General features: G+C 55.6%; 12 protein-coding genes. 11 read left to right on the top strand and 1 reads right to left on the bottom strand.

The genetic code is table 11. From position 1 onward, the window contains the following. The first annotated feature begins 16 nt into the window (after nt 1-16). From SDD30_RS13070 to SDD30_RS13055, 4 genes are all read left to right on the top strand, one after another. On the top strand, nt 17-391 hold the full coding sequence (locus SDD30_RS13070; RefSeq protein WP_434075368.1) for a methylglyoxal synthase: 375 nt from the start codon (nt 17-19) through the stop codon (nt 389-391). Nucleotides 392-507: 116 nt separating this feature from the next. Then, on the top strand, nt 508-819 hold the full coding sequence (locus SDD30_RS13065) for a DUF6951 family protein (RefSeq protein WP_434075367.1): 312 nt from the start codon (nt 508-510) through the stop codon (nt 817-819). Nucleotides 820-923: 104 nt separating this feature from the next. After that, nucleotides 924-2345: an aspartate ammonia-lyase gene (locus tag SDD30_RS13060; protein ID WP_434075366.1), complete on the top strand. Its 1422-nt coding sequence runs from the start codon at nt 924-926 to the stop codon at nt 2343-2345. Between the two features lie 81 nt (nt 2346-2426). Further along, nucleotides 2427-3143, top strand: coding sequence for an N-acetylmuramoyl-L-alanine amidase (locus SDD30_RS13055; protein ID WP_434075365.1), 717 nt, complete (start codon nt 2427-2429; stop codon nt 3141-3143). A gap of 144 nt (nt 3144-3287) precedes the next feature. Here SDD30_RS13055 and SDD30_RS13050 read toward each other — a convergent pair whose 3' ends face one another. Next, entirely contained in the window at nt 3288-4946 is a 1659-nt protein-coding gene (locus SDD30_RS13050; RefSeq protein WP_434075364.1) for a spore germination protein, read from the bottom strand. Nucleotides 4947-5208: 262 nt separating this feature from the next. Here SDD30_RS13050 and SDD30_RS13045 point away from each other — a divergent pair, with 262 nt between their 5' ends. The 7 genes from SDD30_RS13045 to xdhA all read left to right on the top strand — a co-directional run bounded on the left by SDD30_RS13045 (nt 5209) and on the right by xdhA (nt 14401). Then, nucleotides 5209-5949, top strand: coding sequence for a GntR family transcriptional regulator (locus SDD30_RS13045; protein ID WP_434075363.1), 741 nt, complete (start codon nt 5209-5211; stop codon nt 5947-5949). Nucleotides 5950-6130: 181 nt separating this feature from the next. Next, entirely contained in the window at nt 6131-6775 is a 645-nt protein-coding gene (locus tag SDD30_RS13040) for a cobalamin B12-binding domain-containing protein (protein ID WP_434075362.1), read from the top strand. 14 nt (nt 6776-6789) lie between these two features. Then, nucleotides 6790-8163 (top strand): monomethylamine:corrinoid methyltransferase, encoded by a 1374-nt coding sequence (locus SDD30_RS13035; RefSeq protein ID WP_434075361.1) that lies wholly within the window; start codon nt 6790-6792, stop codon nt 8161-8163. 136 nt (nt 8164-8299) lie between these two features. After that, the gene (locus SDD30_RS13030) at nt 8300-9715 is read left to right on the top strand and encodes an 8-oxoguanine deaminase (RefSeq protein WP_434075360.1); all 1416 of its coding nucleotides are present in this window, start codon (nt 8300-8302) and stop codon (nt 9713-9715) included. Nucleotides 9716-9733: 18 nt separating this feature from the next. Further along, nucleotides 9734-10531 (top strand): dihydropteroate synthase, encoded by a 798-nt coding sequence (locus tag SDD30_RS13025; protein WP_434075359.1) that lies wholly within the window; start codon nt 9734-9736, stop codon nt 10529-10531. A 259-nt stretch (nt 10532-10790) separates the two neighbouring features. Further along, nucleotides 10791-11933 carry a BMP family ABC transporter substrate-binding protein gene (locus SDD30_RS13020; protein ID WP_434075358.1) on the top strand — a complete coding sequence of 381 codons (1143 nt, stop codon included), beginning with the start codon at nt 10791-10793 and terminating at the stop codon, nt 11931-11933. 176 nt (nt 11934-12109) lie between these two features. Beyond that, a complete protein-coding gene (gene xdhA / locus SDD30_RS13015) occupies nt 12110-14401 on the top strand; it encodes a xanthine dehydrogenase molybdenum-binding subunit XdhA (RefSeq protein ID WP_434075357.1) in 2292 nt (763 codons plus the stop codon). The last annotated feature ends 221 nt before the right edge of the window (nt 14402-14622 follow it).

Here is a 14622-nt window from a genome sequence, read left to right as displayed (position 1 = left end):
AATGCGGAGGACAAAAATGCGCATCGCCCTCATTGCCCATGATCGCAAGAAAGACGACCTGGTTGCTTTCGTTGATGAACATAAAGGAATCTTTGCCGGCCACCGCTTAATCGCCACCGGGACCACCGGCAAAAGAATAATTGAACGCACAGGTCTTAGGGTCCACCGCCTGATGTCCGGCCCCCTGGGGGGCGATCAGCAAATGGGCTCCCTGGTGGCCAGGGGCCGTTTGGACCTGGTCATTTTCCTGCGTGACCCTCTGACCCCCCAACCCCATGAGCCGGACATTAACGCTCTCTTACGCATCTGCGACGTGCACAACGTCCCGGCGGCCACTAACTTGGCTACCGCAGCCATTTTCCTGCAATACCTGAAGACAGGAAGCACTTAACTATGACTTTATCTTACTATTGTCCAAAAAACGGAGCAGGAGCGGAGAGGGTAGGGGGATGATGGTACCTAGGTAGTTCAATGATATTTAACTATTACCAGGAAAGGAGTTCGAGCATGGCTAAAGTAATAGTCGAATCTGGCATCTGCGGTTTTAAAACCGAAATCCTGGCCGAAGCCCCGGATATGTTTTCCTGCAATCTTACCATCGATACTACCTGTCCCAACATCCAGAAGATAGCTGCCGACCTGGGCACCCTGAATCCCCTGGACGAGATTAGCTTTAAAGGCAACAGCCGCCTGCGGGAACTATTTTTCCAGCACTGCCCCCATGCCGCCTGCCCGGTGCTGCCCGGCATGGTCAAGGCCGTCGAAGTAGCCGCCGGCCTGGCCTTACCCCAAGACGCCCATATATACGTAGAGAAATAGAACTGCCGCTTTAGCTGCATGTCTGACCGCTATAAATAAATAATAATTCCGGCCACCTTTTTTTGCTATAATATAGACGAAGAAAGCAAGAGAAGTGATTACCCATGTCTACCCGCCGGGAACACGACCTGCTGGGCACCAGGGAGGTGCCCGCTGACGCTTATTACGGTATTCACACCTTACGGGCGGCGGAAAATTTCCCGGTCAGCCGGGAACGGGTCCACCCGGAATTGATCAAGGCCCTGGCCACCGTCAAAGAGGCTGCCGCCAGGGCCAACCAAGACCTGGGCTACCTGCCCGCCGACAAGTGCCGGGCCATCATCACCGCCTGCCAGGAAGTGGCCCGGGGCGAACTGGCCGACCAGTTTTTCCTCGACGCTTACCAAGGTGGCGCCGGCACCTCCACCAATATGAACGTCAACGAGGTCATCGCCAACCGCGCCCTGGAGATCCTAGGTCGCCCTAAGGGCGAATATACTACCATCCACCCCAACGATCATGTCAACCTGCACCAGTCCACCAATGACGTGTACCCCACGGCCATGCGGGTGGCGGCCATCCGCCTGCTGCTACCCCTGGCCGACGAGCTGGCCAAACTCCAGGAAGCCCTCCAGGAGCAGGAGGCCGCCCTGGCCGGGGTGGTCAAAGTCGGCCGCACCGAGCTCCAGGACGCCGCGCCGGTGGCCCTGGGCCAGGAATTCGGCGCCTACGCCCAGGCCATTGCCCGCGACCGCTGGCGCCTGTATAAGGTGGAAGAGCGCCTGCGCCAGGTCAACCTGGGTGGTACCGCCACCGGCACCGGCCTTAACGCCCCCTTGAAATATATCTACCTGGTCAACGACTACCTCCGCCGCTTGACGGGTTTAGGCCTGGCCCGGGCGGAGAATATGATCGACACCACCCAGAATATGGATGTTTTTGTAGAAGTCTCCGGCCTGGTGAAGGCTGCAGCGGTCAACCTGCATAAAATCGCCGGCGATCTGCGCCTGTTGTCTTCCGGACCACGGGGCGGCCTGGCGGAGATTAACCTGCCGGAACGCCAGGCCGGCTCCTCTATTATGCCCGGCAAGGTCAACCCGGTCATCCCGGAGATGGTCAGCCAGGTGGCCCTGCAGGTCATGGCCAACGATACCCTCATCGCCATGGCCGCCAGCCAGGGCCAGCTGGAGCTAAACCCCTTTGCACCCCTTATTGCCCACGCCCTTTTGACTTCCCTGGAAATGTTGGCGACAACGGCCCGGATTTTCCGTACTGCATGTATAGGCGGCATCACCGCCAACCCGGAGCGCTGCCAGGAGCTCCTGGCCCGCAGCCCGGCCCTGGCTACGGCTCTGCTGCCCTATATCGGTTACGAACGGGCGTCGGCGGTCGTCCGGGAAGCGGAGGTTTCCGGCCGGCCCATAAAGGATGTAGTTTTAGAAAAAGGGTATTTGACCGCGGACGAACTGGAAAGGGTCTTAACCCCGGCGGCCATGACCCACCCGGGTATTGTCAAGGACATAAAGCAGGAGTTGGGTAAAACGTAATCTACCGGCTACAAATCTTGCCCCCTTCACCCCTGGTGCCTATGATAAAAAGCAAGCATATCATAGGGTGGGGGTGTTCTTATGACGAAAATAGGGATTGATCCCGGTCACGGCGGCAGCGACCCCGGGGCGGTAGCTGCCGGCGAGCTGCAGGAGAAGGATGTCACCCTGGCCGTAGGGCTGGATCTGCGGCACAGGCTGCAGGGTGCCGGTCTGGAAGTGATCATGTCGCGAACAGAAGATGTAGACGTTTCTTTAGCCGACCGGGCGCAGCTTTTTAACCGGGAGCAGGTCGGCCTGGTAGTGAGCCTGCACGTCAACAGCGCCGCCAGTACCACGGCAAACTACGTCAGCACCTTTATCCTGGCCCCCGGGGGCCAGGCGGAGAAGATAGCGAATGCTATCCAGCCCGAGCTGGTGGCCGCCACCGGCTGGCCGGACGGCGGCGTGCGGGAGGCTAACTTTTACATCCTGCGCCAAACTGACGCCCCGGCGGTTTTGGTGGAGATGGGTTTCATCAGCAACCCGGCCACAGCCTCCCTCCTGGCTACTATAGCGACCCGCCAAACCCTGGCCCGGGCCATATATAAGGGCCTGGCCGTCTACCTGGGATTACCGCCGGACGTGCCTATGCTGCCCACTGATATCCAGGGTAACTGGGCCGAGGCGGCCATCCGCCGGGTTATAGCTGCCGGCATTATGTCCGGCTACCCGGACGGCAGCTTTCGTCCCGACCAGCCGGCTACCCGGGCGGAACTGGCCGCCGCCCTGGATCGGATTCTCGACAAGCTAAAATAAAAACCACCGCAACCACGTCCCCGCTTTTCTCCAAAGGGGGCGTGGTTTTGCTGCTCATATAAACAACCCATCGTTAAAATAAGTCTAATGCCCGCCGACCCTTTGCTCGAAGCTTACCGCAAATTCATAACCAGTATCTAAATCTTAACGTCTTCTACCTCCGCCTTTTTTGGGTGGGGAGGGCGGCCGGCCGTTGCCCAGGACCTGTTCCAGTTCCCCGGCCGTCCGCCGCTTGGATTGGGTAAAGGGGATGTTAATTCCCGGTTTGGCCCGCCACCAGTTGCGAAAACCGGGCAGCACCGGGCGGGTGACCATGGCCCACCAGGGGGAACGCACCAATACGTCTTTATGATCAGGCCAGATGAAGGGGGTTATAGGGGATAAATAAGGTAAGCCAAAAGAACGTAGAGTTACCAGGTGAATGAGGATCATTAAGAAGCCGGTGAAGATACCGAAGATCCCCAGGGCGGCGGCCAGGAAGATCATGGGTAGCCGGAGCATGCGGATGGCGAGGGAGAAAGAAAAGGTCGGTACGACAAAGGAGGAAATAGCCGTCAGGGCGATAACAATCACCATGGCCGCCGAGATCAGCCCGGCCCGGACGGCCGCCTCGCCGACTACCAGGGCGCCGACGATGCCGATGGCCTGGCCCATGGGCCGGGGCAGGCGCAGGCCGGCCTCCACCAGGATCTCAAAGACTATCTGCATGAAGAGGGCCTCGATAAAGGCCGGGTAGGGCACCCGGGCCCGCTGTGCGGCGAGGGAGACCGCCAGGGGAGTAGGGAGCATCTCCTGGTGAAAGGTAGTCAGGGCGACGTAAACGGAGGGTAGTAATAGGGCGTTTATCAGCCCTATTAACCGGAAAAAACGGATACCTATAGAAACACCCCAGCGTTCGTAATAATCCTCCGGCGAATGGATAAAGCAAGGGAAATTTCCCGGGACAATCAGGGCAAAGGGGGTGCCGTCGGTTAAAATGGCCACGTATCCCTCCAGGATCTTCCTGGCCGTCACATCCGGTCTTTCCGTAACCATATGCTGGGGGAAGGGGGAAAAGGGGGCGTCCTCGGTCAATTCCTGGATATAGCCGCTCTCCAGGACGCCGTCGATGTCGATGCGCTCCAGGCGGCGCTGGAGTTCGTCTAACACCTGCTGGGGTGCTATGCCTTCTAAATAAATAATATTCACCATGGTATTAGTCAGCCGGCCCAGGCGCCTGCTCTTGACCCGCAGTTTGGTACTGCGGATCTTACGGCGAATCAGGGTGGTATTGGTCCGGAGGTTCTCGGTAAACCCCTCCCGGGGACCGCGAACCACCGCCTCGGTTTCCGGTTCGCTAACGGCGCGTTTCTCAAACCCCTGGGCGCTGATAGCCAGACCCCGGCTCCACCCTTCGGCCAGCAGGCCAACCTTACCGTCCAGGACTGCGGATAGCATCTCCATCAGATCGGAGATTATACCCACCTCGTCGATGCTGAGGATCTTTTCCCGGATAAAAGCCGGTTCAATCGTTCCCCCTTGTTCGGCTGGGGGGATGGTCATCATAACTGGTAAAAGATCGCGGTTGATAATCGCGTCATTAACCATACCGTCAATAAAAACGAGGGCCATCTCCCGGCTGCCGGCAATAAAAGGCCGGATTACTACATCCGGGGCGGAATCCATCTCCTGGCGGATAACATTCAGGTTTTGCTTTAACGAAGTACTAATGGGCTGTTTAGGGCCTGATTTCTCCTTGGAGCCCGCGGGTTCCTTCTTTTTTAACAGTTTTCCACCCCGGCTGATTATACGTCCAATGGCCATGATAATCTGGCTCCCTGCTTTAGAAACTTCACTATTATTTTAGCCGGGAACTGGTGGGATATACAGAAATATCCTTGACAGGGTAAACAAGAAGAGTTGCTCCTTTTTGGGGTGCGCCCTCTACACCACTTGCACATTGCCGGTATAAGTTTAGGCTGTAGTATTAGGCAAAAAATTTTTTAAGGCCGGCAGGAATTTTATATTTTTGGGAGAATATATTCATCAACTCTTCAGATGAGTTTATGATTAGGAGGACAGATAATTGCCAGCTCGTAAAATTCAACGCTTTTCCCTGGTGCAACAGACCGTGGATGTCCTGCGGGAAATGATTAATTCTGGAGCTTATGATGAGGTCGACCGTCTGCCTTCAGAAGAACAACTAGCTGCTGAAATCGGCGCCAGCCGCCTGACCATCCGGGAAGCCCTGGCCGTCCTGGAAGGGGAAGGAATCATCCTGCGCAAACATGGTAAGGGAACGATGATCAATAACCGCACTCGGCAACTTAAGGCGCGAATTGACCCGGCCCGCGAGATCGGCCGTTTTATCGCCGAAAGCGGTTTCCAGCCCGGCGTGGCCCGGGTTAAGGGCTGGTCGGAAGCAGCCGGCCCCCTGCTGGCCAAAAAGCTAGGTCTAAAAGCCGGGGATCAGGTACTAGTTATCGAAAAGTTATTCCTGGCAGATGGCAACCCGGCAGTCTTTTGCGTCGACCGGGTTCCGGAAAAATTAATCCAAACGCCGATCCCTGAAGCCCGTTATTGGGAAACCATCTTTACCGTTCTGGCCGAACATAGCGGCATCCACGTTGTTAACGATATCGTTGAACTCATTCCCACTATAGCCGACCATCGCCTGGCCGCCATTATGAAGGTTAACCCGGGAACGCCGCTCTTACAGTTAGATACCATAGCCTTTGACGAACAAAACGAACCAGTAATGGCCACCCAGGAATACTATCTGGATACCTTTGTCCGCTTTACCCTTTACCGTAAAGCCAATTATTAAAGGGGCCAGGCCCAGGCTACCAGGTATTAAGCCCACCTCAATCTTTGGTGCCAGGGGCGTCGTGAAGCTTTTAACACCTAGGTGCTGACTATTGCGAACTACGCCATCAGGGTGATAATTGTCATATTGCTGACGGATCTGAAGTAAGTTTAAGTAGCAATAAAAAAAGGGGGTTTTTAATATGAACGATGTTTTACTGGAAAAATTACGGGTCGCCGTAGCCAGTGGTGACCGGGAGGGAGCGGCCGGGGCTGCTCAAGACGCGCTTGCTTCTGGCATGGACCCAGTAGACATTTTTGAAAACTACCTGGTGCCGGTGATGGATGAAGTCGGGGAGAAGTTTGGCCGCCTGGAAATCTTCCTGCCGGATTTAATGATGGCCGCCGATGTGGCCAAGGCAGTAAAACAGGTAATCGAGCCGGCTATAAAAGGAAGGGCGATTTCAGGGGATGAACGGGCCTGCATCGTCATTGGGACCGTCATGGGCGATGTCCACGATATCGGTAAAAACATGGTATCCCTGTTGTTAGAAGTTAACGGCTTCCGGGTCGTCGACCTGGGAACCAATGTCCCGGTCTTCGACTTTATCAAAGCCGCCGAAAAGGAGCAGGCGCAAATAATCGCCATGTCGTCCCTGCTGACTACTTCCATGCCCTATATGGCCGAGTTAATTAAAGCCCTGGAGGAGACGGGGAAAAGGCAGAACTGGAAAGTCGTTGTCGGTGGCGGGCCGGTTTCCCCGGGATGGGCGGATAGCATTGGCGCCGATGGTTATGGCAAGGACGCCAGGGAAGCCATTGAAATTTGCCGGCGGTTAAGCAACTAAAGGAGGAAAAATAAATGCGCAGCCACACCCGTTTGCTGACTGTCCTGGACCGGGCAGAAAACGGCCCCCTGCTGGAGGAAAGGGATTTCGATCAACTAGTAGCCAGCACCGTCCGGGAACTGACCCGTAAGTATGATATTAAGTATGACCGCCAGGAGGCCATTAATCTCCGTGACGACCTGGCTGATCGGCTTTTCCAGGCCGGCCTGGAGCTGGCCGCCAGGGTGGGGGTTTACTGCACCTCTACCCACCGGCGCCTTACTTTTAGTGAGGCCGAAATCCGCGACGCCCTGCGTTTTGCTCCCGGTGAGCTGGAAATCGGCAGTGGCCTGGACAGGGTGGTTATTAAAAGCCGCGTTCCGGAAGATCCCCATATTCCGGCCAATACCGGCGGTCCCTACGGCACGCCTTTGACCGAGGAGCTTTATACTTACATTACCCAGAGTTACATCCAGGAACCCATTATTGATGCCGTAGTTAATGGAACCTTTGCCACTATCCACGGCCGGCCACCTAAAACCCATACTCCCTGGGAGGTTCTCCTGGCCTGGCGGGAGGTAGAACTCTCCAAGGCGGCGGCCCAGAGGGCCGGGCGGCCGGGTATCAGCCTGGGATGCGTGGAAAACGCCGTGACGGAAATCGGCGAACTCTCGGGTACCTCTTACGGCGGCTTTACGCCTGCCGACTGGCACCACGTCTGTTTTACCAGCGAACTCAAAACCAGCTACGCCTTGCTCATTAAAGTCGCCCATTTGATCCAGACAGGTTGCATTATCCATGACTTCTGCAACCCCATTTACGGTGGTTACGCCGGCGGTGCCGAAGGGGTGGCCATGGTGGCCGTGGCCGGGGTTATCCTGATGGCGGTAGTCAATATGTCCACGACCCACTCCATTTGTCCCACCCACCCCTTCTTCGAATCCGATACGGCGCCGGAGATTGTCTGGGCCATCAGCGCCTCCCAGCAGGCCCTGAACCGCAATACCCACCTGTTAACGACGGTAATGACCTCGCCCGTTTCCGGACCAGGGACGGAATCCTTATTATACGAAGCTGCCACCATTGCCACTACTGCTACCGTTTCCGGCACGGCCCGTATCGACGGCGTCCGCTCCGGCGCCGGGGTCTGTACAGATCACGTCAGTGGCCTGGAAGCACGTTTCAATGCTGAAATTAGCCACGCAGTAGCCGGCATGTCTCGGGATCAGGCCAACGAGTTGATCCAAGAATGGCAGCAGCACTACGTACCCTTGCTAGATAAAAAACCGGTGGGACAACCCTTTGCTGAAGTATACGATTTAAAAACCCTGCGTCCAAAAAAACACTGGCAAAAAATCTACGACGAGGTACAGGAAAGGCTTTTCAAGCAAGGGGTACGGTTTAAATAGCGCGGTGAAAGATGAACCTGGGAGTAAACGTAGTTATGTTCTCCACGGTTTCGCAGTAGAAAAAGATGCTTGTGATTTAGTAGTTTTAGGTTTCAATCGTGTAGTACCAGTTCACCCATGAATGGAGGCCCCTACCTTGTCCCTGTTGCTTAAAAACGCCGACTGGATTATTACCCTGGATAACGACGGCCATCGTTACCGGCATGCCGATATTTTAGTCGACGGTCCGGCCATCAAGGCCATCGGCCCCGATTTGCCGGTCGGGAAGGGGGATACGGTGATTGACGCCCGGGGTAAGATTGTCCTACCGGGGCTGATCAACACCCACCATCACCTCTACCAGACCCTGACCCGCAACATCCCGGCCACCCAGGATATCCCCCTCTTTCCCTGGCTGGTGACCCTATACGAGATCTGGCGCGAACTGACGCCGGAAGGCCTGCACTGGGGGGCCATGGTCGGCCTGGGGGAATTGCTCAAGACCGGCTGCACCTGTTCCAGCGACCATCACTATGTCTTTCCCTGCGATCAGAGAAAGGAACTTATTGATGCCGAAATCCAGGCGGCCCGGGAACTGGGGATCCGCTTTCACGCCACCCGTGGCAGCATGTCCCTGGGCCGGAGCCAGGGTGGGCTGCCGCCCGATGAGGTCGTCCAGGACGAAGAAGAAATCCTGGCCGACAGCGAGCGCCTGATCCGGCAGTACCACGAAACCGGGCCCTACGCCATGTGCCAAATCGCCCTGGCTCCCTGCTCACCCTTTTCCGTTACCCCGGAGTTAATGCGTGATAGCGCCGCCCTGGCGCGCCGCTACGGCGTCAGGCTTCACACCCACCTGGCCGAGACCCTGGATGAAGAAAACTTCTGCCTGGAGAAATTCGGTCGGCGGCCGGTAGCCTATATGGCCGACCATGGCTGGCTGGGTGCCGACGTCTGGTTCGCCCACGCCATCCATCTAAACGACGCCGAGATCGCCCTTCTGGGGGAGACTAAAAGCGGCGTCGCCCACTGCCCGGCTTCCAATATGAAGCTCGCCTCCGGCGTTTGCCGGGTGAAAGATCTGTTAAAAGCCGGGGTGCAGGTCAGCCTGGCCGTGGACGGCAGCGCCAGCAACGATTCCTCCAATATGTGGAATGAGATGCGGATAGCTTATCTATTGCAGAAACTTACTTATGGTAACGACGGCCTGACGGCGGAAGAGGTCCTGCGCCTGGCCACCGTCGGCGGCGCCCGGGTCCTGGGCCGGGAGGACCTGGGTTACCTGGCCCCGGGTATGGCCGCAGACTTAATACTCATCAATTTTAACGACCTGGGCTTTGCCGGCGGGCAACACGACCCGGTGGCAGCCATCATCACCTGCGGTGACAGCCAGCTGGTGGACACCACCATTGTCAACGGCCGGGTGGTCGTCCGGGAGGGGCGGCTGATCCGGGTGGAGGAAGAGGAGATTAGCCGCCAGGCCAACCGGGTGTCGGAGGAGATGTTGGCCCTGGCCGGCCGGCGCACCGGCAGAGACTACTTTGCTTATCCGGCAAGGCGGCCGCTCTTCTAAAAGGGGGGAAGTAAGAACTTGCTTATTGTCGGCGAAAAGATTAATAGCAGCCGGCCGGCTGCCAGAGAAATCCTGGCCGGCCGGGATAAGGAGGGACTAATCCGGCTCGTCCGGGAACAAGTGGATGCTGGAGCCGCTATGTTGGACGTCAACGCTGCTACCCTCATGGAGGGAGAGGGGGAAACATTGAGGTGGGCGGTAGAAACTATCCAAGCATCCCTGGACATACCCCTCGTGCTCGATTCTCCCAGCCCGGCAGCCCTAGCCGCCGCTTTACCTATCCACAAGGGTCAGGCCATGATCAACTCTGTTACCCTGGAGACCTCACGGTTTACTGGCATAGTTCCCCTGGTAAAGGAATATGGCTGTCAGGTAGTAGCCCTTTGCCTGGACGGCCAGCAGATACCGACCACGGCCATCAGGCGCCTGGAGATTGCCAGGGAGCTAGTGGCGAAACTCCAGGCAGAGGGCATTAACCCGGAAAATATTTACCTGGATCCCCTGGTCCATACGGTGGGTACCAACGAACAGGCAGGCGTAGAATTCCTGGCCACCCTGGAAGGAATTAAAGAAAAACTTCCTGGTGTCAAGACAATCTGCGGTTTAAGTAATATCTCTTTTGGCCTGCCGGCGCGGCGCCTTATTAACCGTACCTTTTTAACTCTAGCGGTTAGCCGGGGCCTGGACGCCGCCGTTATCGATCCCCTGGACCAGGAATTGCTGGCCGCCCTGGCGGCCACCGAACTCCTCCTGGGACGGGATCGTTACTGCCAACGTTTTTTACGACGGTATAAAGAGAGCAGACTGGTTAATTAAACCTCCACGACAACTAAATCGTAACTTTCTTCGCCGCAAGCACATACCCGGCCTGTAATGGCGCAGGCGCCTTTTGCAAAGTAGCACTAAACCCAATGCAGAAGGCGCCTTTTTTGTAAGTTAAGTAATACTGCAAGTATGGTCCTGAAAGTAACAGTAATCAAAGTGACAATAGTTTAAGAAGGTGGTGAAGAAAGACTTGCTTGCCGATTAATTTCTCAACCAGGTAGTAAACAAAATTAAAAGGAGGGGTTAAACGATGTTCAGAATCAACAAGTTGTTGGTATTGATGGCGGTTGTCGGTATTCTGGCTCTGGGTTTACTGGGTGGCTGCGGGGGAAAGAAAGCCGGAGATACTTCCGGGGATAAAAGCCAGGCCTCAGCCCCGGCGGCAAACAAAGAAGAGCCTTTTAAGGTAGCCTTTATGTACGTTGGGCCGGTAGGCGATGCTGGCTGGACCTTTGCCCATGACCAGGGCCGTAAAGAACTGGAGAAAAAATTGCCGTGGGTACAGACTTCATTTGTCGAAAATGTAGCTGAGGGAGCCGATGCTGAAAGGACCCTTACTGAACTGGCTGAAAAGGGGAATAAAGTAATCTTTGCTACCAGTTTCGGTTATATGGATTATGTCCTCAAAGTGGCACCAAAGTACCCTCAGACAGTTTTCCTTAACTGCGCCCATTTCAAATCGGCCGCCAATGCTGGTAACTATTACGGCCGGATGTACCAGCCCCGCTACCTGTCGGGCATCATTGCCGGTAAGATGACTAAATCGAACATCATCGGTTATGTGGCCTCCCATCCAATCCCCGAGGTAATCCGGGGGATCAATGCCCTGGCCCTGGGGGTGCGCTCGGTAAATCCTAAAGCTGTAGTCAAAGTAGTCTGGACCAACACCTGGTACGACCCGGCTGCCGAAAAGCAGGCTGCCCTGAGCCTTCTGGATACTGGTGCTGATGTCATTGCCGAAAATCAGGATACCCCGGGCCCCATGATCGCTGCCCAGGAACGTGGTGCCTATGGTATTGGCAACAATACCGATATGAGTTCCTTCGCTCCCAAAGCTGTCTTAACGACCCCTATTTTCCACTGGGGTAAATACTACACCCAGGTGGTCAAGGAGGTTAAGGAAGGCAAGCAATGGGACCACAACTATTGGGGTTCCATGAAAGACGGCGTCGTCGACCTGGCCCCTTATGGCCCTATGGTACCTGACGATGTTAAACAGCTGGTCGAGGCCAAAAAGAAGGAGATCCTCGATGGCAAATGGGATGTTTTTACCGGTCCTATCAAGGATCAAAGTGGTAAGGTCAGGATAGCCGAGGGCCAAAAAATGAGCGATGCCGACATGCTCCAGTTCAACTGGTTCGTTGAGGGGGTGCAGGGGGAGATACCGAAATAGCTCCCCAGGAAAGGATATTTACATTTTTTTCTTCCCGTTACTGGCGATGTCTACCGATGGAGGAAGGCTGCGCATCTTGATAAGCCACCCCTTCCTCCATCGGGTTTCTTCAATACCCTGACTAGCTGTACGGAAATTCGGTCCCCTTTTGTACATCTCATTTCGGAGGGGGTAGAATGGCTTTTACCGTTGTGGGGACAAATATAAATCGGGTTGATGCTGTTGCCAAAGTTACCGGGCAAGCTAAATATACCGGAGATTTTTTTGAAAAGAATATGCTGGTCGGCAAGATATTAAGGAGCCCTTATGCTCATGCCCTTATTAAAAACATAGATGTAACCACAGCGAGGGCTTTACCAGGGGTAGAAACGGTTTTAACGTATGCCGATGTACCAAAAATCAAATTTGCTACGGCAGGGCATCCCTATGCCCTGGACCCGAAGCACAGGGATAAAGCCGACCGGACTATTTTAACCGAAAAGGCCCGTTTTGTAGGGGATGCCATTGCGGCAGTAGTAGCTAAAGATGAGTTAATAGCAGTAGAAGCCCTGAAATTAATTAAAGTTGAGTATGAAGTACTGCCACCCCTTCTCACTGCGGAAGCTGCCATGGCAGAAGATGCGCCGTTAATCCATGATGACTGTCCTAAAAATATCCTTAGTTCTGTAGGGTATGTAATAGGCGACGTTGAGGCGGCCTTCCAGGAAGCGGATTATATCTTTGAGGACGAACTGGAGACGAGTATTGTCCAGCACTGCCAGCTGGAGAACCATATCTCCATCGCCTACGTCGACAGCGACGGCCGCATCGTCATTATCACCTCCACCCAGATCCCCCATATCGTGCGGCGGATCGTCGGCCAGGCTTTAGGAATTCCCTGGGGCCGGGTACGGGTGATTAAACCCTATATCGGCGGCGGTTTCGGCAGCAAACAGGATGCCTGTCTGGAACCTTTAGCTGCGGCCATGACCCTGGCCGTGGGGGGCCGGCCGGTCAAGCTGGAGCTATCCCGGGAAGAATGCATGATTGATACCCGCACCCGCCATGCCTTTAAATTTAAACTGAAGACGGGTGTTTCTAAAGATGGTAAACTGGCTGGCATGCATATTCAGGCTATCGCCAACACCGGGGCCTATGCCTCCCACGGCCATTCCATTGCCATGGCCGGGGGTTCCGTATTTCGCATCCGTTATCTTATGAAGGCTTTAAAATATGACCCAATTACTGTCTATACCAACCTGCCGGTGGCCGGGGCCATGCGGGCTTACGGCTCCCCTCAGATAACCTTCGCTGTCGAGAGCCACCTGGACAACATCGCCCGTAAACTCAACCTGGATCCCATTGAGTTCCGCCTGCAGAACCTGGTTACCGAGGGTTATGCCGATCCCTTGAATGGCAACAAGGTACGGAGCTGCGGCCTGCGCGAGTGCATTGCCAGGGGCAAGGAGCTTATCAAGTGGGACGAAAAGAAAGAGCGGTATAAAAACCAGACCGGCGACAAGCGCCGGGGCCTGGGCATGGCCTGTTTCAGCTATGGTTCCGGCACCTATCCGGATTTATTAGAGATTGCCGGGGCCCGGATTATGTTGAATCAGGACGGTTCCGTCCAACTGCAACTCGGAGCTACGGAGATCGGCCAGGGAGCCGACACCATCTTCGCCCAGATGGTGGCCGCGACCCTGGGCCTGCCAGTTGATATGGTCCACGTCATCTCCACCCAGGATACGGACATCGCCCCCTTTGACACCGGCGCCTATGCCTCCCGGCAGACCTACGTCACCGGCATGGCCGTAGCCAAAGCAGCAGCCGAGGTCAAAAAGAAGATCCTGGATTTCGTCCAGAAGATGACCGATATCCCCACCCACGCCCTGGATCTCCGGGAGCAGAATATCGTTTACAAACACTCAGGGGAGGTGGTCATGCCTCTGGCCGAGGTGGCCCTGCAGAGCTATTACGATCTCGCCCTGGCGGCACCGCTAACTAGCGATACCACCAACAACGCCCGGGTCAACGCCTTCGTCTTTGGCGTCACCTTTGCCGAGGTGGAGGTGGACCTGCAGACCGGCCAGATCGCGGTCCTGGAGATCTATAACGTCCACGACTCCGGTAAGATTATCAACCCCCTGCTGGCTGCGGGCCAGGTCCACGGCGGTGTCAGCATGGGCCTGGGCTACGCCTTATCCGAACAGATGCTGTTTGATGAACAAACCGGCCGGCCCCTGAACAATAACCTCCTGGACTACAAACTACCGACGATTATGGATATCCCGGAGATCGGGGTGGATTTTGTAGAGACCTTTGAACCCACCCACCCCTTCGGCTGCAAATCCCTGGGCGAACCGCCGACCATCCCCGTCGCCCCGGCCATTCGCAACGCCGTCCTGGACGCTACCGGGGTAGCCTTTAACCGGTTACCCCTGAAACCTCAACTGGTCTTCGAGAAATTCAAGGAAACCGGGTTAATATAGAAAAAATCAGGAACGCCGAGGGCCAGAAAATAAGCGATGCTGATATGCCCCAGTTCAACTGGTTCGTCGAGGGAGTCCAGGGAAAGATCCCAAAATAAGAATATGTTTCGAAAGGCCCTACTTTATAAAGCAGGGCCTTTTAATTAATGGTCGAGTAGAGGTATGCCTCGCGGCATACCCCCCTCACAGAACCGTGCTGGCGCAATTAACGCACACGGCTC

The sequence above is a fragment of the Moorella naiadis (nom. illeg.) genome (assembly GCF_051020825.1).
Lineage (GTDB): Bacteria > Bacillota > DSM-521 > Neomoorellales > Neomoorellaceae > Neomoorella > Neomoorella naiadis.
The sequence above is the reverse complement of the archived record's forward strand: the minus strand, read 5'-3'. Positions and strand labels throughout refer to the sequence as shown.